15 protein-coding genes are annotated in these 18588 nt (G+C 53.8%); 8 read left to right on the top strand and 7 right to left on the bottom strand.

Going from position 1 to position 18588, the window contains the following annotated elements; translation table 11 throughout:
- Positions 1-99: 99 nt before the first annotated feature.
- The 7 genes from Q0X97_RS06060 to Q0X97_RS06030 all read left to right on the top strand — a co-directional run bounded on the left by Q0X97_RS06060 (position 100) and on the right by Q0X97_RS06030 (position 5505).
- Positions 100-447 carry a phage GP46 family protein gene (locus tag Q0X97_RS06060; protein WP_004285281.1) on the top strand — a complete coding sequence of 116 codons (348 nt, stop codon included), beginning with the start codon at positions 100-102 and terminating at the stop codon, positions 445-447.
- Between the two features lie 13 nt (positions 448-460).
- Positions 461-1516 (top strand): baseplate J/gp47 family protein, encoded by a 1056-nt coding sequence (locus Q0X97_RS06055; RefSeq protein ID WP_302066486.1) that lies wholly within the window; start codon positions 461-463, stop codon positions 1514-1516.
- On the top strand, positions 1513-2076 hold the full coding sequence (locus Q0X97_RS06050) for a YmfQ family protein (protein WP_302066485.1): 564 nt from the start codon (positions 1513-1515) through the stop codon (positions 2074-2076). Before Q0X97_RS06055 ends, Q0X97_RS06050 begins: the two co-directional genes overlap by 4 nt.
- 3 nt (positions 2077-2079) lie before the next feature.
- A complete protein-coding gene (locus Q0X97_RS06045) occupies positions 2080-3552 on the top strand; it encodes a phage tail protein (protein ID WP_302066484.1) in 1473 nt (490 codons plus the stop codon).
- Positions 3553-3624: 72 nt separating this feature from the next.
- Complete coding sequence (locus Q0X97_RS06040; RefSeq protein WP_302066483.1) at positions 3625-4395, top strand: tail fiber assembly protein; 771 nt, start codon at positions 3625-3627, stop codon at positions 4393-4395.
- The gene (locus tag Q0X97_RS06035; RefSeq protein WP_302066482.1) at positions 4388-4852 is read left to right on the top strand and encodes a hypothetical protein; all 465 of its coding nucleotides are present in this window, start codon (positions 4388-4390) and stop codon (positions 4850-4852) included. The genes Q0X97_RS06040 and Q0X97_RS06035 overlap by 8 nt, the downstream gene beginning before the upstream one ends.
- 17 nt (positions 4853-4869) lie before the next feature.
- A complete protein-coding gene (locus tag Q0X97_RS06030) occupies positions 4870-5505 on the top strand; it encodes a hypothetical protein (RefSeq protein WP_302066481.1) in 636 nt (211 codons plus the stop codon).
- A gap of 151 nt (positions 5506-5656) precedes the next feature.
- Here Q0X97_RS06030 and aroG read toward each other — a convergent pair whose 3' ends face one another.
- The 5 genes from aroG to Q0X97_RS06005 form a co-directional block, all read right to left on the bottom strand.
- Positions 5657-6700: a 3-deoxy-7-phosphoheptulonate synthase AroG gene (aroG, locus tag Q0X97_RS06025; RefSeq protein WP_302066480.1), complete on the bottom strand. Its 1044-nt coding sequence runs from the start codon at positions 6698-6700 to the stop codon at positions 5657-5659.
- 237 nt (positions 6701-6937) lie between these two features.
- Positions 6938-8578, bottom strand: a complete 1641-nt coding sequence (pgi, locus tag Q0X97_RS06020) for a glucose-6-phosphate isomerase (RefSeq protein ID WP_302066479.1) — start codon at positions 8576-8578, stop codon at positions 6938-6940.
- Between the two features lie 85 nt (positions 8579-8663).
- Complete coding sequence (locus Q0X97_RS06015; protein ID WP_302066478.1) at positions 8664-8978, bottom strand: hypothetical protein; 315 nt, start codon at positions 8976-8978, stop codon at positions 8664-8666.
- Between the two features lie 286 nt (positions 8979-9264).
- Positions 9265-9828, bottom strand: coding sequence for an oligoribonuclease (orn, locus tag Q0X97_RS06010; protein ID WP_302066477.1), 564 nt, complete (start codon positions 9826-9828; stop codon positions 9265-9267).
- A gap of 112 nt (positions 9829-9940) precedes the next feature.
- Positions 9941-11617, bottom strand: a complete 1677-nt coding sequence (locus Q0X97_RS06005; protein WP_302066476.1) for a formate--tetrahydrofolate ligase — start codon at positions 11615-11617, stop codon at positions 9941-9943.
- A 211-nt stretch (positions 11618-11828) separates the two neighbouring features.
- Here Q0X97_RS06005 and speA point away from each other — a divergent pair, with 211 nt between their 5' ends.
- On the top strand, positions 11829-13730 hold the full coding sequence (speA, locus tag Q0X97_RS06000) for an arginine decarboxylase (RefSeq protein ID WP_302066475.1): 1902 nt from the start codon (positions 11829-11831) through the stop codon (positions 13728-13730).
- Positions 13731-13878: 148 nt separating this feature from the next.
- Here speA and Q0X97_RS05995 read toward each other — a convergent pair whose 3' ends face one another.
- Positions 13879-15312, bottom strand: a complete 1434-nt coding sequence (locus tag Q0X97_RS05995; protein ID WP_302066474.1) for an efflux transporter outer membrane subunit — start codon at positions 15310-15312, stop codon at positions 13879-13881.
- A 2-nt stretch (positions 15313-15314) separates the two neighbouring features.
- Positions 15315-18584, bottom strand: a complete 3270-nt coding sequence (locus tag Q0X97_RS05990; protein WP_302067688.1) for an efflux RND transporter permease subunit — start codon at positions 18582-18584, stop codon at positions 15315-15317.
- Positions 18585-18588: the final 4 nt, after the last annotated feature.

Genomic DNA, 18588 nt, shown 5'->3' with positions numbered 1-18588 from the left:
AAGCAGACCTTTGGCAGCCTTCGGGCTGCTTTTTTTTGCGCCGGCGGGCTTGAAGCCCGTGTACTCCGTGAGGCCGTCTGAAAACGGCAAAATGCCGGCATGGACAAAGAGCTAAACCCCCGCACCGGCGACTATACCGGCCGCACCGTCGATACGCTGCAAAATGCCGTGTACATCCGCTTGATGACACCGTTGGGCAGCTGGTGGGCGGATAAAACGCTCGGCTCGCTGCTGCATTTGTTGCAGCGTGAAAAAGACCTGCAACGGGTAAGCCTGTTGGCCGAGCAATATGCCGAGGAGGCACTGCAACCGATTGTTAAGAGCGGGCGTGCCGACAAGATTACCGTGCGCGCAGAGCAGCCGCACGACGGCCGCCTTATCCTGCATATCCGGGTGGATACGGCGGCAGGCGGATTTGACTACCGCCACGAAGTGCCCGTGATTTAAAGAGGTTTTAAACGTGTTTGAAACGCCGACATTTGAGCAAATCCGCGAGCGTATCCTGCGCGATACCAAGAGCCTGTGGCCGGATGCCGATATCAGCCCCGACAGCGACCATTATGTGCACGCCAGCCGTTTGGCCGGCTGTGCCGAGGGTCAATATGCACATCAAGGCTGGATTGCGCGGCAGATTTTCCCAGACACGGCCGACCGCGAGTATTTGGAGCGGCACGCCTCCATGCGCGGATTGCGCCGCCGCAATCCTACCACGGCCAGCGGCATGCTGACTGTAAGCGGCATTGCGCAATCCGTGCTTTCAGACGGCCTGCAAGTGCGTATCGGCCAGCGTTTTTACCGCACTACCGCCCGCGCCGTTATCGGCAGCGGCGGCACGGCGGAAATACCGGCAATCGCCGAAGAGCCGGGCGCGGCCGCCAATGTGCGCGACGGCGAAGCGCAACTGATGGCCGCTCCCGCCGGCGTGGCCACCGAATGCCGCCTTACCGTACAAGGCGGCACCGACCGCGAAAGTGATGCCTCGCTGCTGGCGCGGCTGTTGGAAATCATCCGCCGACCGCCCGCAGGCGGCAACCGTTACGACTACAAAAACTGGGCGTTGAGTGTCGACGGCGTAACCAGCGCATACGTTTATCCGCTGCGCCGCGGCTTGGGCACGGTGGATATTGCGATTACCTCCGCCGACGGTGTGCCGTCGGAAGAAACCGTGCGCCGCGTGCAGGCTTATATCGACGAGATGCGCCCGGTAACGGCCAAGAATGCGCTGGTGTTGAAGCCAACCGTAACGGCGGTACCTGTTACCGTGCAAGTCAAGCTCCACGGCATCGACTTGGCCGAGGCCAAGCGCCGCATACAGACGGCCCTAAATGAATATTTCGAGACCCTAATCCCCGGCGACGGCCTGACCGTGTCGCAAATCGAGGCGGCTATCAGCAATGTGGAGGGTGTGATCGACCGTCGTCTGACTGCGCCGACGGCCAACCGCGCCGCCGATACGGTTAACCGCATCGAGTGGTTTAAGGCGGGCGCGATTAATGTAACGGAGATGCCGTCATGAGCTATCAAGACATCTTGCGCGGCCTGTTGCCCCCCGTGTCGTATGCCCGTAATGCCCCCCGCGTGCGTGTGCAGGCAGAAATAGACGGCGACGCGCTGGATGCGGTGGCGGAATCGGCTCAAAACGTTGCCGATGCCATCGACCCGCGCAGCGCCGGCCAAATGCTGGCCGATTGGGAGCGTGTATTAGGTTTGGACGGTACGGGCAAAAACCGCCAGCGCCGTGTGTTGGCCGTCATGGCCAAGCTAAACGAAACAGGCGGCTTGAGTATTCCTTATTTTGTGCGTTTGGCCGAGGCGGCAGGCTATCAAATCGAAATTGACGAACCGCAGCCGTTCCGCGCCGGTGTCAACCGTGCGGGCGACCGCCTTGCGCCGCAGGAAATCATGTGGGTGTGGCACGTTAACGTGCGCGGCGGCAACAACCGCATTACCCGATTCCGCGCCGGTATCTCGGCGGCGGGCGACAGGTTGACCGATTACGGCGATGCCGTGATTGAGGCAGTTATCCAAGATTTAAAACCCGCACATACCGAAGTGCGATTTACTTACGAGGCATAAACAATGCACGCTATCGAAACCCCCGATAAACAATTTAAAGACGGCAACGGTACCAGCGAGCTGGGCACCATCCTGCCCGCATGGTGGCTCAATCAGATTCAGGCCGAGCTGTTGGCCGTGTTGACCGCTGCCGGTATCCAGCCGAATAAAGCCAAAACCAACCAGCTTGCTGATGCAATCAAACAGATATTCAGCGGCGCAGTGATAAACAACCTGACATCCGACGATACCGATAAGGCTTTGTCGGCGGCGATGGGCAAAAAATTGAATGAAGAGAAAGTGTCGAAAACCGGAGACGAAGAAATCGGCGGTGCAAAGACCTTCACATCCCTGTTAACCGCCGGACGTGCCGAGCATTGGGGGAAGATACGCATGCCCGTGCAGGGCGGCGGACATTGGTTTATCGAGGCGAATCCGCAATCAAATTTTACCGCCGGCAGTACGCTCAAAATAAACATTAAATATGAGCAGACTAGCGGACAAGTTCGTTATATTCATTTTCCGGAGCTCGGCAATATCAACCGGACGGTTGCGTATCAAGATTGGGTGAGAACTGAAATCAATAGTGCTACAAGCGACGCCGTTAAAACCGCGGGCGATCAAACCATCAACGGCAAAAAAACCTTTGCCGCCGTGGCCGATTTTTCCCGAGGCTTGCGCGTATCGGGCGGCAATGAAGACTATTGGGCAGAGCTGGGCTATGCCGCCAGCACCATATATTTAAAAAACCCAGTCAGCAACAAATCGCTGCAATTGAACAACGACGGCTCCATCAAGTACCAAGGCGACAAAATCATGCTTGCCAGTGATAAAACCGATGCCGTCAATCTCGATGACAGCAACAAAATCGCCACGGCCAAAGCCGTTAAAACGCTAAACGACAAAATAGATAATGCCGTGCCGTCGGGTACGGTGGCCTATTTTGCCGGCCAAAACCCGCCGCCGGGCTGGCTAAAAGCCAACGGCGCGGCGGTTTCGCGCACTACCTATGCTGCGCTGTTTGCCGCCATCGGTACGACTTACGGTCAAGGCGACCGCCGAACTACCTTTAATCTGCCCGACTTGCGCGGCGAGTTTATCCGTGGTTTGGACGACGGCCGCAACATCGACCGTGGCCGTGCATTGGGTAGTGCGCAGAATCAAAGCATGGCCGACCACTACCACGGCATCGGTGTCATGAATACCACGGATGATATGGTTATCGTTAATCAGAGTTGGAGTGGCGGCGGAAACGAATATCCCGTGATGGAGATGGCAGGCGAATATAACCGGGTACTTAAAGGCAGAATCAGCAGTACACGTCTAATCGACGGAGGTACGTTAAATGACGGAGGCCGGGCTTATGCCCCCGGAAATGGCAGTCCGTTCCATTCCGGGCGTGTACATCATATTGCTACTGCCAATCAGGACTTGTCCGGCAACAGCAGCGAAACCCGCCCGCGCAACGTCGCTTTACTGGCCTGCATAAAAATTTAAGGCCGTCTGAAACCGTAGGGCGGGCATCCTTGCCCGCCGCCTAAACATAAATCCCAAGAAGGAAAAAAACAAATGAGCCAAAACATCCAATGGACAAAACCCGTCTGCCAACTCGATTCAGACGGCCTGTATATGGGTCAAACCGAGGCAGAATTAGACGTTTACGCCAGAAACGGCAGCTACATTATCCCCGGCGGCTGTATCGACGTGGAGCCGCCCGAAGCCCGTGAAGACCATGCCGCCCGCTGGACAGGCGAGGCATGGGAGTATATCCCAGACCATCGCGGCAAAACCGCCTACCGCACCGATAACGGACAAGCCGTGATTATCGATACCGTGGGCGAGATTTCAGACGGCCTCACGTTTGACGCTCCGCCGACCATGTGGCATTCGTGGAATGGGAAGAAATGGGCTATCGGCAAAGAGGCCAAAGCCGAACAATTGGCGCAGGCTCAAGCCGCCAAGCTGGCCGAAGTCAACCGCGCCGCCCAAGCCTGTATCGACCAAGCGGCGGGCTTGGATAAAGTGCCGCAGTTTGAGGTCGCGACGTGGACAATCCAAGCACTAGAGGCTAAGGCATGGCACGCCGATAACGCCGCTGCTACGCCTACGCTGGATGCGATTGCGGGCGCTCGCGGTATCCCAGCGCAAGCACTCAAGCAAAAAGCTTATGAAAAGGCGGTTAGGTTTGAGCTGTTGACCGCCCATGTAGCCGGTTTACGGCAAGCCGCCGAAGACAAAATCTACGCGGCACAAACCCCCGAAGATGTTGCCGCCGTGCAATGCGATTTTTGCACCACACCGCCATCACAAACTACAACGACCGAGGTGGCAGATGAGTAATCGCAAGGTATATTTAGCTCTGTATAAAGGTAAAAAAGACGGTCGCGGCCTTAACGTGAGATGGGCGCGGTTTAGAGACTGGGTTGTGCGTGCTGTAACCCGCAGTCCGTACAGCCATTGCGAGATAGCCGTAACAGTCCATCCGCAAGCATCGCTTTACACCTGTTATTCCGCCAGCGCCCGCGATGGCGGCGTGCGCTGCAAAGTGATGGCATTGCAGCCCGAAAAATGGGATTTAATCCCCTTGCCGGAAAGTTGTATCCAGTCCGCCGTCGGTTTATATGCCCGCACACAAGGCTCGCGTTATGACTGGTCGGGTGCAATCGGCACGGTACTCAAAACCCCGCACAGCAAAAGCCGCTGGTTTTGCAGCGAATGGTGCGCCCAAGCCTTCGGACTTATCAAGCCGTGGCGGTATTCGCCGCAAAAATTGGCGGTGGAAATAAAAGGAGATTGATACAGATTTAAACAAAGATGATTCGAGGGACGGCGATGTGTCGGTGCAGCAACACCGGCACGCCAGCCAAGCGTATTAAGCCCGCCGCCCGTGTCATATATAACGATTACGACCACTACGCCGCCCGAGTAAAAGCCATCCCCGATATTAACCGCCTGCGCCGCCTGATTTCGCAACATTTTGATGGTTTCGGCAAAAACCAACGCATACCCGATGATCTTAAGCAAATCATTATCCAAGATATAGAGCGCTTCGACGGTTTCAAATGCCATGTAGTCGTTTCGTCTTGGTTCCTGTTCAGCGGCCGCCAAGCCGCAAGCTGGCAGTCCTATATAGACCTAATCCCGCAATTTTCAGACAACCCGCAGGCGTTACTTGTACTCGACCCGCCGTATTTATCCACCACGCAGGCCGCCTACGCCCAAGCCAACCGCTTCGGCTTGGTGGACTATCTAAAGCTGGTAAGCCTAACCCGCCCGCCGTATCTGTTTTTCAGTTCCACCCGCTCAGAGTTTATCGACTACATCAACACAATCGTATCAATGCGACTGGATAATTGGCAGGCATTCGACCAAGCCACACGCCTAACCGTACAGGCCAAGTTAAGCAAGGATGCCGCCTATGAGGACAACTTGGTGTACAAGTTTAAATAAGATTAAACCCCGCTTAAATAACCTTTAAACGGGGTGTCTTTAGTGCAAAAGCTGTTAAGATTGCCAAATATAGCGCGGTGCAAAAGCTAGTAAGTTACTGTGCAAAAGCCGCCGCCGCTTTACACCTCTTTGCTGCTTGGGGAAACAATATTTATACGCGGCTGCGGTTGGCTTCGGCCAGCAATGCCAGCAATTCTTCGGTTTGTTCCCAGCCGATACAGGCATCGGTAATGCTTTGGCCGTAACATTCGGGCTTGTCTTGGCGGCCTTCTACCAAGTGGCTTTCCACCATCACACCCATGATGTTGTTTTCACCGTCGCGGATTTGCCGGGCCACATCTTGGGCGACTTCCATCTGACGTTTGTAGTCTTTGCGGCTGTTGGCATGACTGAAATCGACCATCAATTTGGGCGTTACGCCTGCCTGCGCGAGCTGTTCGGCAGCGGCTTTCACGTGTTCGCTGCTGTAATTCGGCTCTTTGCCGCCGCGCAAAATCACATGGCAATCGGGGTTGCCTGCGGTGTGGACAATCGCCGAATGGCCCGATTTGGTTACGGATAAGAAATGATGCGGATGACTGGCCGCGCCGATGGCATCAATGGCGATTTTGAGGTTGCCGTCGGTACCGTTTTTGAAACCGACCGGGCAAGAGAGGCCGCTGGCCAATTCACGGTGCACTTGGCTCTCAGTAGTGCGCGCACCGATGGCTCCCCATGAAATCAGGTCGGCATAATATTGCGGGGTAATCATGTCGAGGAATTCGGTCGATGCCGGCATACCCATATCATTAAGCTCAAGCAGCAGTTTGCGGGCTTGGCGCAGGCCGAAGTTGATGTCGAACGTACCGTCGAGGTGCGGGTCGTTAATCAACCCTTTCCAGCCGACGGTGGTGCGTGGTTTTTCAAAGTAGACGCGCATCACGATCAGCAGCTCTTTTTCGTATTTTTTACGCAGCGGCAGCAGACGTTGCGCGTATTCGAGCGCGGCTTTGGGGTCGTGGATGGAACACGGGCCGATAATTACCAACAGGCGGTTGTCTTCGCCGTGAACGAGCTTGGCGATTTCCTGACGGGTTTGGTAAACCAGATCCGAAGCGTCTTCACTGATCGGCAATTCGTAAAGATGGGCGATAGGCGGCAGTAGTTCTTTGACTTCTTTGATTTTTACGTCGTCGGTTTGGTGTCGCGGAGTCATGATTGTTCTTTTCTTTTATGTGAATGAATCAGATGCCAGCCTAACGGTTTTGCTGCGGCGTGGCAAGCTCTCATTGCAAACGAAACGCTATTTTATTGTGTAAAACTATCGTTTTTGAATTTTTAGAGATTTTAATTTCTGATATTGATATTTTTTAAAATTAAATACCACAAAAGATTCAACTCAAGAGGCCGTCTGAAACTTTTTTCAGACGGCCTCCTATGTACTCAAATACTGCTATTTATTGTTTTGGCAACGACGGTAATACTCAATCAGGCCGCAGGTAGAAGTATCGTGTTGCAAATCGCGCGGCTGGCTGAGCTCCGGCTCGATGGTTTTCGCCAGCACTTTTCCGTATTCCACTCCCCACTGGTCGAAGGGGTTGATGCCCCAGATAACGCCTTGGACAAAGATTTTATGTTCGTACATCGCCATCAGCATCCCCAGATTGAACGGGCTGAGTTCGTCCAACAAAATACTGTTGCTGGGTTGGTTGCCGGGGAATTCTTTCTGCGGAGCCAGCTCTTCGCGCTCGGCTTCGGGCAGATGGGCAAGCTCGGCACGCGCCTCTTCCAATGTTTTGCCGAGCATCAACGCTTCGGCTTGGGCGAAAGCATTAGCCACGGTAAAGCGGTGCTGGCGGCCGATTTTATAAGGCGTTCGCATCGGTACGATAAAATCGACCGGAATCAGCCGCGTACCTTGATGCAATAATTGGAAGAATGCATGCTGGCAATTTACGCCTTCTTCGCCGAAAAGAATGCCGCCGGTGTGATATTCCACCGCTTCGCCGTACAAAGTGCGGCACTTGCCGTTGCTTTCCATATCAAGCTGCTGCAAATAGCCGGGGAAACGGCGCAAATTGTGGCTGTAAGGCACAACCGCCTGCCCTGCCGAACAGCAGAAATTGCCGTACCACACGCCGAGCAATGCCAGCAACACGGGGATATTGCGACGGTATTCCACAGTGAAAAAATGCTTGTCCATCGCATGTGCGCCGTTTAAAAACTGGCGGAACTTGCTCTCCCCGACCGCCACCATCACCGGCAGGCCGATAGCCGACCATACGGAATAGCGCCCGCCCACCCAATCGAACATGGCAAACACATTATCCTCGGCGATACCGAAATTCTGTGCGGCATTCACATCGCTGGAAATGGCGACGAAATGGCGGGCGATCCCTGCTTCGGGCAAGCCTTGCTCACGGTACCATGCCCGCGCGGCATGAGCGTTCAACAGGGTTTCTGGCGTGCCGAACGATTTGCTGGCAACGCAAAATACCGTGGTTTCGGCATTTAACGAAGCGAGGGTTTGGGCGATGTTGGCATCGTCGGAATTCGATACGAAATGCACGCGCACGGTTTTGTGATACGGCTGCAATGCCTGCGTAACCATTTGCGGGCCCAAGTCGGATCCGCCGATACCGATATGCACAAAATCGGTAATGCGTTTGCCGGTAACGCCCAAATGCACACCGTTGATCAGGTTCTCGGCAAAAGCGAGCGCACGGCTAAGTTCGTGTCGGATTTTCGGCAGTACGTTTTCGCCGTCCGCCATTACCGATTCGGCATCCGACGGCAGACGCAAAGCGGTGTGCAACACGGCACGGTTTTCGCTGATGTTGATCTTTTCGCCGCACCGCATCGCTTCAGCCTGTTGTTTGACACCGGCGGCATCGGCCAGCATGCAGAGCAGGTTAAGCGTTTCTTCGTTAACACGGTTTTTACTGTAATCGAAAAGCATGCCGTGCAGGGTTTCATGCATTTTGTCGAAACGCTGGCCGTCTGCCGCGAACCGGTCGCGCATATGCAGATTGGCGGTATTGATTTGATGGGCCTGCAAATTCTGCCAGGCTGAAGTCTGAGTAATTTTATTCATAAAAACGGAACCGTATGGGCAAGGCCGTCTGAAACGGCTTGAATCATTTGTAGTTACCTGTAGTATACCAAGTTTAAAAACGTGGTTACCAAAAATATTTGGATACTTTTAAAGCATTTTCTTCACAACTAACATTAAAAAGCTTGTCATACCTTTTAAAATCATCCGGCCTCCCCTCTCCAGTGCTTATCCTTTTAACAGCTTCATGGGTAATATAGTAATCGCCCGTTCTACGTACACACTGACAAAATTCTTTTTGCTGCTGCCAACTCAACCCTACTGGAATATTTTTAACGTTCCAGCAGGCATTATCTGAGATTTTATCAAAAGCAACCCTCCTAATCAGTGCAACAACAAAAGCAACCAATATGATTGGCCAATTTTTTTTTATCCATTCCATTCGTTATCCAACTTTTATACCAATCCCGCACACATAATTATTTACCGGCGGTCGGGCGACTGCCGCCAACACCGGCCGTCAGTCTAAATACCGTACAGAAAAACAGCTTGATTTTGCTCAAATTTTGGCTAAAAAACAGAAAAGCCGATACGCCCGCCGGCGGTTGGAAAACACGGAATGCCGTCTGAAAACGCCTGCTGCCGACAGGCTTCAAGGCTTTTCAGACGGCCTGTTCAAGATTAAGTGGAGATTCTGTAAACAAAACACGGAAAGCGGCAAACCGGCTTTACTCGGGCAATTGCTCGGGCAGCTTGAGAAAGTTTTCCCGGTAATAACGCATTTCCTCAATACTTTCCAGAATATCGTCCAACGCCTGATGCGAACCTTTTTTTACCACCCCTTTATAAACCGTAGGGTTCCAACGGCGGGCAAGCTCCTTTAAGGTGGAAACGTCCAAATTGCGGTAGTGGAAATAGGCTTCCAACTTCGGCATATAGCGCACCATAAAACGGCGGTCTTGATGAATGGTGTTGCCGCACATCGGCGTGGTTTTCTCGGGAATCCACTGCGCCATAAAGTCCAACAGTTTCTGCTCCACTTCGGCTTCGGTATAAGCCGACTCGCGCACCCGCTGCGTAAGCCCCGTGCGTGCGTGCGTGGCGGTGTTCCACTCGTCCATATTGTTCAGCACTTCGTCGCTTTGGCGGATGGCGTAAACTTCGGATTGCGCCAAAACATTCAGGTGCGGGTCGGTAATGATCATGGCGACTTCGATAATGCGTTCTTTTTCCGGATCCAATCCGGTCATTTCCATATCGAGCCAGCAGAGGTTGTTTGCGTTTTGGGTCATGTTTTCAGACGGCCTCTTAGTGAGATAAATCGAATGGCCGTTATTATAGGGTATCCGATAAGAAAAGGCCGTCCGAAAAATAATTTTCAGACGGCCTTCTACAAACTCAATATCAGAACAACCCGTGAATCACGCCGTTTTCATCCACGTCAATCTTCTCGGCGGCCGGCACTTTCGGCAGGCCGGGCATTTTCATCATGTTGCCGCACAGAGCGACGATAAAGCCTGCGCCGGCGGACACGGTGATGCCGCGCACGGTGATGCGGAAATCTTTCGGGCAGCCCAGCAGCTTGGCGTTGTCGCTCAGTGAATATTGGGTTTTCGCCATACACACGGGCAGTTTGTCCAAGCCCAATTTTTCCAACGAGGCTATTTCGGCAAGGGCTTCGGTGCTGAAATCAACATCGGCCGCACCGTAGATTTTTTGGGCGATGGTGCGGATTTTGTCTTGCACACCCAAATCGGTGTCGTAGGCGAATGTGAAGTTGTTGGGCTGGGTTTCGATGGCGTTGACAACTTTATGCGCCAAGTCGGCACCGCCCGCGCCGCCTTTGCCCCACACTTCGGTAAGGGCGACTTCCACGCCTTGCTCGGCACAGGCCGTCTGAATCATTTGCAGCTCGGCATCGGTATCGGAAACAAAGCGGTTCAGTGCGACAACCACCGGCAGGCCGAACACGTTTTTCAGGTTGCTGATGTGTTTCAGCAGATTGGGCAGGCCGCTCTTCAATGCTTGCAGATTTTCTTCGCCCAAGTTTGCCCGCTCTACGCCGCCGTTGTATTTCAAGGCGCGCACGGTGGCGACGACGACTGCGGCATCGGGTTTGATGTCTGCCAAGCGGCATTTGATGTCGCAGAATTTTTCCGCGCCCAAGTCCGCACCGAAACCGGCTTCGGTAACGGCGTAATCGCCCAGATGGCGGGCCAAACGGGTGGCAATCACGGAGTTGCAGCCGTGGGCGATGTTGGCAAACGGGCCTCCGTGCACAAACGCGGGCGTGCCGTCGATGGTTTGCACGAGGTTGGGCTTAACCGCATCTTTCAGCAAGGCCGCCATTGCGCCGTGTGCTTTGATGTCGCGGGCGTAAACGGGGCTGCCGTCTTTGGCATAGGCAATCAGGATATTGCCCAAGCGTTCTTTCAAGTCTGCCAAATCTTTGGCCAAGCAGAACACGGCCATCACTTCGGAGGCAACGGTGATGTCAAAGCCGTCGGGGCGCATCACGCCGTCGGTAGGCTTGCCCATGCCGTCGATGATGTTGCGCAACTGGCGGTCGTTCATATCGACCACGCGCCGCCACAGCACGCGTTTGGGGTCGATATTCAATTCGTTGCCTTGGTAAATGTGGTTGTCGAGCATGGCGGCCAGCAGGTTGTTGGCCGCACCGATGGCATGGAAATCGCCGGTGAAATGCAAATTGATGTCTTCCATCGGCAGCACTTGCGCATAACCGCCGCCCGCTGCACCGCCTTTCACGCCGAACACAGGGCCGAGCGAGGGTTCGCGCAGAGCAATCACCGCGTCTTTGCCGATATGGCGCAAGGCATCGGCCAAACCGATGGTAACGGTGGTTTTACCTTCGCCCGCCGGTGTGGGATTGATGGCCGTGACCAAAATCAGACGGCCTTGTTTTTTGGGCAAGGCGAATGCGTCGGCCGGATTGATTTTGGCTTTGTATTTGCCGTAAGGCTCGTATTGGTCTGCGCTCAAGCCGAGTTTGGCGGCAATCTCGCCTATCGGTCGTATTGCGGCGGCTTGGGCGATTTCGGCATCGGTTTTATAGCTCATAACGGTTTCCTGTGGATAGGTTGAAAGTGTGGGTATTATATAGCAAAGCCCGTTTGAAAATAGCGGCGGCGGTCATAACGGGAGCTTTGCCCGCAGGCCGTCTGAAAACTTGAAACCGGCTTGTTTCCAAACGGCTTTTTTCTTCCGCCCCGCTTTCTTGTCTGTGCTATGATGCGAGCCGTTTTTCCAATTTCTTTCAAGGAGTCAGATTATGTCTTGGTCGGTTGCAGACAGCGCCTCGCTATACGGTATCCGTCATTGGGGCGACCGCTATTATTCGGTAAACGGCAAAGGCCGTGTGGTGGTCAGACCCAACGACAACAGCGACGTGCAGGTCGACTTATACGATTTGGTCGGCCAGCTCAACGAGCGCGGCCAAGACCTACCGATGTTGTTCCGCTTCCCCGATATTCTGCAAGACCGCGTAGCCCGTTTGTGCGCGGCATTCAACCGTTCCATCCGAAAAAACGAATACCAAGGCCGCTATACGGCGATTTACCCGATTAAAGTCAACCAGCAGGAATCGGTGGTAAAAAACATTATCGTGCCGAAAAACGACCAAGTATCCATCGGCTTGGAAGCAGGCTCCAAACCCGAACTGATGATTGTGCTGGCGTTTGCGCCCAAAGGCGGCACCATTGTGTGCAACGGCTACAAAGACCGCGACTTCATCCGCTTGGCCCTGATGGGGCAAAGGCTGGGGCATCAGGTTTTCATTGTGATCGAGAAAGAAACCGAAGTTGATCTGGTTATTGAAGAATCGCAAAAACTCGGCGTGAAAGCCAATTTGGGCCTGCGCGTACGTTTGTCTTCACTGGCTTCAGGCAAATGGGCGGATACCGGCGGCGAAAAAGGCAAATTCGGTTTATCCGCCGCACAACTGATTTCATCGGCGGAAAAATTGACCGCTGCGGGGCTGGCCGACACGGTAAAGCTGATGCATTTCCATATGGGTTCGCAAATTTCCAATATTGCCGACTACCGCGCAGGGTTTAAAGAAGCGGTACGCTATTTTGCCGAATTGCGCGGATTGGGGCTGCCGATCGAGTATGTGGACGTGGGCGGCGGATTGGGCGTGGATTACGACGGCACCCACTCGCGCAATGCCAGTTCAATTAATTACGATATGGGCGAATACTCGCATGTGATTGTTTCCATGCTGGCCGAATACTGCAACGAAAACGGCGTGCCGCATCCTAATATTTTTTCCGAATCGGGCCGCGCCATGACCGCGCACCATGCCGTGCTGGTGATGAATGTTACCGATGTCGAACGCCTTCCCGAAGAAGTGCCGGAAATCACCGACGAAGAAAACCTTTCGTTCGCCACCAAAAAGCTGATTGCTTATTTGGACATCAACGACAGCGAAATGGTTACCGAAACCTATTACCGCATCGGCCATTACCTTACCGAAGTTACCGGGCAATACCTCGAAGGTAAAGTGCCGCTCAAAGAAAAAGCATTGGCGGAACAACTGCATGCCGTTCTCTGCCGCCGTCTGAAACAGCAACTTCAGGCCAGCCGGCGTTCGCAACGGCAGGTTTACGACGATTTGAACGACAAATTGGCCGATAAATATTTCTGCAATTTCTCCGTGTTCCAAAGCCTGCCCGACACGTGGGCCATCGGGCAAGTGTTGCCCATCATGCCGTTGCACAGGCTCGACGAATATCCCACCCGCCGCGCCGTGCTGCAAGATTTGACCTGTGATTCGGACGGCAAAATCAGCCAATATGTCGACCAGCAAAGCATTGAATCCAGCATGCGCGTACATGAGCCGAAGCCTAAAGAACCTTATCTGCTCGGCGTTTTCATGGTCGGAGCCTACCAAGAGATTCTCGGCGACATGCACAATCTCTTCGGCGACACCGATTCCGTTAACGTTTACGTGCGCGACAACGGCGAAATCGTTTTCGGCGGCATGGAAGAACACGACACCATCGAAGACATGTTGCACTACGTGCATCTCTCACCCGAAGAAGTGCTGAACAAATTCGAAGAAAAATCCCGCTGGGCCAAACTGGGCAGCAACGAGCGCAACAGCTACTTTGCCGAATTCTGCCGCGGCTTGAAACAAAGCTCGTATCTGAGCATAGAAGTGGAAGAAAACTGACAAACTTTGCGAACAGGTTTGGCAGGCCGTCTGAAACATCATAGATGGCCGTGAAAGAACCTGCTGCCGAAAAGGCCGTCTGAAAACACAACTTGCAAACAAAGCAAGCGTTTTCAGACGGCCTTTCGCATCTAAAACAGCCATGGCGTTACTGCTGAGTTCCATCCTGCGTATGGCGTTTCAAACCGCCTCCCAAAGCTTTATAGAGGTCGGCCAGATTTTCCAAACGGGTTCGCTGTATGCCGAGCAAGGCGGTATCTGCGCCGTAACTGCTGCGTTCGGCATCCAGCAAATCAAGCGCGCTGGACACGCCGTGCTTGTAACGCAAGCGCACCAAGCGCAGATAGTCGGCATAAGATTTGCCTTGTTTGGCCGCGGCCTCATAACGTTTGTCGAGCTGCTCCCGCGCAACCAACGCATCGGACACATCGCGGAAAGCGGCTTGAACGGCGGCTTCGTAGTTCACCACCTGAATTTGTTGGCGGATTTTAGCGGCATCCAGATTGGCTTTATTGCTGCCCCAATTGAAAATCGGCAAGTTGATGGTCGGCACGAATGCCCATGTGCCGTTACCGCCTTTAAACAATCTGCTCAACTCGGTGGAACCGGTACCGATGGTGCCGGTAAGGCTGATGCTGGGGAAAAATGCCGCCCGCGCCGCGCCGATATTGGCATTGGCTTGTCTTAAAGAGTGCTCGGCCGCGCGGATATCGGGGCGGTTGAGCAGTACATCGGAAGTCAAACCGGCAGGCAGTTTGCTGATTTTGAACTGCTTGTTCAAAGGCAAACCAGCAGGCAAATCTTCCGGCAGTTGTCGGTTGATTAAGACGGCCAACGCATTTTGCGCTTGTTCTTTACTCTGCACGGCGGCGGCATAATCCGCCTTGGCCGACTCAATCAAAGCTTCCTGCTGGCGCAAATCAATGGCGGAAACCACGCCCGCTTTATGTTTCAACTGCGTCAGTTTGTAAGTCTGCTCGCGGGTTTTCAACACATTTTGCGCCAATTTCATCGCTTCTTCGGCATAACGCTCGTTGAAATAAGCCTTGGCAACGGTTGCCACCAAGCTCAAATGAGCGGAATCACGAGCCGCCGCGCTGTTGAAGTAGTTTTGCTTGGCCGCTTCGGCAGTGCTGCGCACCCTGCCGAACAAATCTAATTCATAAGCGGTAATCCCCAAACCCACGGTATAAGACGAAGAAACCCTCGAAGTGCCCGTGGTGCTCAAATCCGCCGCCACCCGACCGCGCTGCCCGCTGCCCGAAGCGTTGATGCCGGGCAACAAATCGGCACGGGCGATCATATATTGCTTGCGTATCGCTTCCGCATTCAAAGCCGCGGTACGCAAATCGGTGTTACGTGCCAGAGCCAGTTCGATCAAGCGGTGCAGGCGCGGGTCGGTGAAATAATCCTGCCAACCCAACGAGGCCGCCTGAATAGCCGTTTCGGGCTGCGTGTCGTGCCTGAAAGTTTCCGGCACGCTTACTTGCGGCTTTTGATACTTGGGAATCATGGTACAGGCTGAAAGCACAACGGCGGCAACCACGGCACTCAGAGCGGGTTTGAAATTTACTGTTTTCATGTTTAATCCTTATCTTCGTGCAAGGCGCGTTTTTCTTCTTCGCTCAAACCTGCGCCCGATTCGGCATCGCCCACATATTTATCTACCATTTCCGCAGTCATCCCCGCTTCGGCGGCATGCAGCTTGGCACGTTCCAGTTGGCGCGGCGTGTCTTTAAAGAATTTGCGCACCACCACATAAAACAGCGGTACCAAAAATACCGACAATACCGTACCGATCAACATGCCCCAGAAAACGGTCGTACCGATGGCACGCTGGCTGGCAGAGCTGGCTCCCGAAGCGATATACAGCGGCACCACACCCAAAATAAAGGCAAACGAAGTCATGATAATCGGACGGAAACGCAAGTGTGCGGCAGCAAGGGCCGCCTCCAATGCCGTTTTGCCTTGCGCCTGAAGGTCTTTAGCAAACTCAATAATCAGAATCGCATTTTTCGCACTCAGGCCGATTACCGTAATCAAACCGACTTGGAAATAAACATCATTGAGATAAGAAGGCGGTGCACCGAACAAGCCTCCGAACAGGTTGCGGCCGGTTACGCCCAACACCACGCCGAGAAAGCCCAACGGTACCACCAAAATCACGGCCAGCGGAATCGACCAGCTTTCATACAATGCAGCCAACGCCAAAAATACGGCGATAATCGCAAATGTATAAAGTATGACGGTTTGCGAGCTGCCTTTGATTTCCTCACGGGATTGGCCGCTCCATTCCAAGCTGTAACCGTCCATTTCATCAACCATGCGCTGCACTTCGGCCATCACTTCGCCCGAAGAGTAGCCCGAAGCGGCCGCGCCGGAAATCTGCATGGCGGGATAGCCGTTGAAGCGCACGCTTTGCTCGATGCCTTTTTCCCATGAAACCGTGGCGATCGTAGACAACGGCACGGTCACACCCTGATTATTCGGCACGGTTAACGCCAGGATATCGGAAGGTTGCATACGCCCCGCCGCATCGGCCTGCACAATAACGCGCTGCAAACGGCCTTTGTTCGGGAAATCGCTGACGTAAGACGAACCCAAAGCCGTTGCCAATACGTTGCGGATGCTGGAAAAGTCGATGCCTTGTGCGGCGGCAGCCTGACGGTTGATGTCGATTTTCAGTTGCGGCGCATCTTCCAAGCCCGAAGCACGCACATTACTGGCGTCAAACATCGGATTTTGGCGCATTTTACCGATCAGCTCGTTACGTTTTGCCAGCAGAGCTTCATGGCCGCTGCTGTTGCGGTCTTGCAGATACAGTTCAAAACCCGAGCTGGTACCCAACTCCAAAATGGCGGGCGGATTGATGACAATGGAAAAACCGTCTTTCACGCTGCCCATCAACGCGCCGGTGATTTTTCCGGCCACCGATGCGGCATCACTGCCCGGAGCGCTGCGTTTCGCCCAATCTTTCAACGTAATAAAACCGAAGCCCGTATTTTGCCCCGAACCGGCAAAGCTGAACCCTGACACGCCGATGAAGTTCTCGACTTCGGGCATAGACATGATCACTTTATTCGCCACGGCCAGCGTCGCATCGGTGCGCTCTTTGGTGGCACCCGACGGCAGTTGGACCAGCATCAACAAAGTGCCCTGATCTTCCTGCGGCAGGAAAGAAGAAGGAATGCGGATAAACAACAACCCGGCCACGGCGGCCAATGCCACATAAACCGCCATCATGCGCGCTGCTTTTCGCAGCAATCTGGCCACCCAGCCTTCATAACGGTGGGTGCCGTCTGAAAACTTGCGGTTGAACCAACCGAAGAATCCTTTTTTCTCCACATGATGGCCTTTGGGAATCGGCTTCAGCAAGGTTCCGCACAATGCGGGTGTAAGCGATAACGCCAGAAAAGCGGAGAACGCAATCGCAATCGCCATGGTAACGGCAAACTGGCGGTAAATATTGCCGGTTGCCCCGCTGAACATTGCCAACGGTACAAATACCGAAATTAAGACGGCCGTGATACCAATCACCGCACCCGAAATCTGGCTCATGGCTTTTTTGGTGGCTTCGAGCGGCGGCAATCCTTCCTCGGACATAATCCTTTCGACGTTTTCCACCACGACGATGGCATCGTCCACCACGATACCGATAACCAGCACCATTGCGAACATGGTCAACACGTTAATCGACATGCCCAGATACCAAATCGAAGCAAATGCGCCCAGCAAAGAAATCGGCACGACGATGGTCGGAATCAACGTATAACGGATGTTCTGTAAAAACAGGTACATCACGATAAACACCAGCACAATCGCTTCAATCAGCGTATGTACCACTTTTTCAATCGAAATGGAAACGAACTTGGACGTATCATACGGCGAAGACCAAGTCATATCCGACGGGAAGAACCGTTCCAACTGCGTCATTTTGTCGCGTACCGCCGCTGCGGTTTCCATCGCATTCCCGCTGTTGGAAAGCATCACCGCCATGCCGACGGAAGGCTCGCCGTTCAAACGGGTCGAGGTGGAATAGTCTTGGCTGCCCAAGCGGATTTCAGCCACGTCTTTCAAATACACATTGGCACCGCCCGTAGTCGAGCGCAACACGATATTGCCGAACTCTTCCGGCGTACTCATCTGCCCCTGCACCGTTACGGTAGCGCTGATAGCTTGGCCTTGTATTGCCGGCAGCGCACCCAGCGAACCGGCGGAAATCTGCGCGTTTTGGGCGCTGATGGCGGCGGACACATCGGCAAACGACAAATTGTAGTTTTGCAGTTTTTTCGGATCGATCCACACGCGCATGGCCCGTTGCGAACCGAATAAGCGCGCCTCACCCACACCGTTTACCCGCTGGATTTCAGGCTTGATGTTACGCTCCACATAGTCGGCAATGTCTTCTGTGCTCATGTTTTTTGAAGAAAGCATCAAAACCATCAAAAAGTTGGAGCGCGACTTGGAAACGGTAATACCGTTTTGCTTAACGGTGGCGGGCAGTTGGGCTTCAACTTCCGACAGCTTGTTCTGCACTTCCATCTGCGCCAAATCTTCATCGGTTTCGGGCGTAAACGTCAGCGTAATCGTGCCGCCACCGCTTGAAGAGGCGTTGGTGCTGATGTAATCCAATCCTTCCACACCGTACATATTGCGCTCGATAACCGACAATACGCTGTCTTCCATCACCTGTGCCGAAGCGCCGGGATAAACGGCAGAAAGGCGGATAGTCGGCGCGGCAACCGAAGGATATTGCGATACCGGCAGGCTTCCGATGCCGAGAACACCCGCAATGATGATAAATATCGCAATTACCCATGCGAAAATGGGGCGGTCAATAAAAAACTTAGCCATGAGG

Origin of the sequence: Neisseria sp. MVDL19-042950 (assembly GCF_030504625.1) — a bacterium.
GTDB lineage: Bacteria > Pseudomonadota > Gammaproteobacteria > Burkholderiales > Neisseriaceae > Neisseria.
The sequence above is the reverse complement of the archived record's forward strand: the minus strand, read 5'-3'. Positions and strand labels throughout refer to the sequence as shown.

Bases quoted from the DNA above. Each gene is read 5' to 3' on its own strand.
- Q0X97_RS06040 (WP_302066483.1), top strand. From the start codon at position 3,625: ATGAGCCAAAACATCCAATGGACAAAACCCGTCTGCCAACTCGATTCA.
- Q0X97_RS06045 (WP_302066484.1), top strand. From the start codon at position 2,080: ATGCACGCTATCGAAACCCCCGATAAACAATTTAAAGACGGCAACGGT.
- Q0X97_RS05990 (WP_302067688.1), bottom strand. From the start codon at position 18,584: ATGGCTAAGTTTTTTATTGACCGCCCCATTTTCGCATGGGTAATTGCG.
- Q0X97_RS06050 (WP_302066485.1), top strand. From the start codon at position 1,513: ATGAGCTATCAAGACATCTTGCGCGGCCTGTTGCCCCCCGTGTCGTAT.
- speA (WP_302066475.1), top strand. From the start codon at position 11,829: ATGTCTTGGTCGGTTGCAGACAGCGCCTCGCTATACGGTATCCGTCAT.
- Q0X97_RS06005 (WP_302066476.1), bottom strand. From the start codon at position 11,617: ATGAGCTATAAAACCGATGCCGAAATCGCCCAAGCCGCCGCAATACGA.
- orn (WP_302066477.1), bottom strand. From the start codon at position 9,828: ATGACCCAAAACGCAAACAACCTCTGCTGGCTCGATATGGAAATGACC.
- Q0X97_RS06015 (WP_302066478.1), bottom strand. From the start codon at position 8,978: ATGGAATGGATAAAAAAAAATTGGCCAATCATATTGGTTGCTTTTGTT.
- Q0X97_RS06035 (WP_302066482.1), top strand. From the start codon at position 4,388: ATGAGTAATCGCAAGGTATATTTAGCTCTGTATAAAGGTAAAAAAGAC.
- Q0X97_RS05995 (WP_302066474.1), bottom strand. From the start codon at position 15,312: ATGAAAACAGTAAATTTCAAACCCGCTCTGAGTGCCGTGGTTGCCGCC.
- Q0X97_RS06030 (WP_302066481.1), top strand. From the start codon at position 4,870: ATGATTCGAGGGACGGCGATGTGTCGGTGCAGCAACACCGGCACGCCA.
- Q0X97_RS06060 (WP_004285281.1), top strand. From the start codon at position 100: ATGGACAAAGAGCTAAACCCCCGCACCGGCGACTATACCGGCCGCACC.
- aroG (WP_302066480.1), bottom strand. From the start codon at position 6,700: ATGACTCCGCGACACCAAACCGACGACGTAAAAATCAAAGAAGTCAAA.
- pgi (WP_302066479.1), bottom strand. From the start codon at position 8,578: ATGAATAAAATTACTCAGACTTCAGCCTGGCAGAATTTGCAGGCCCAT.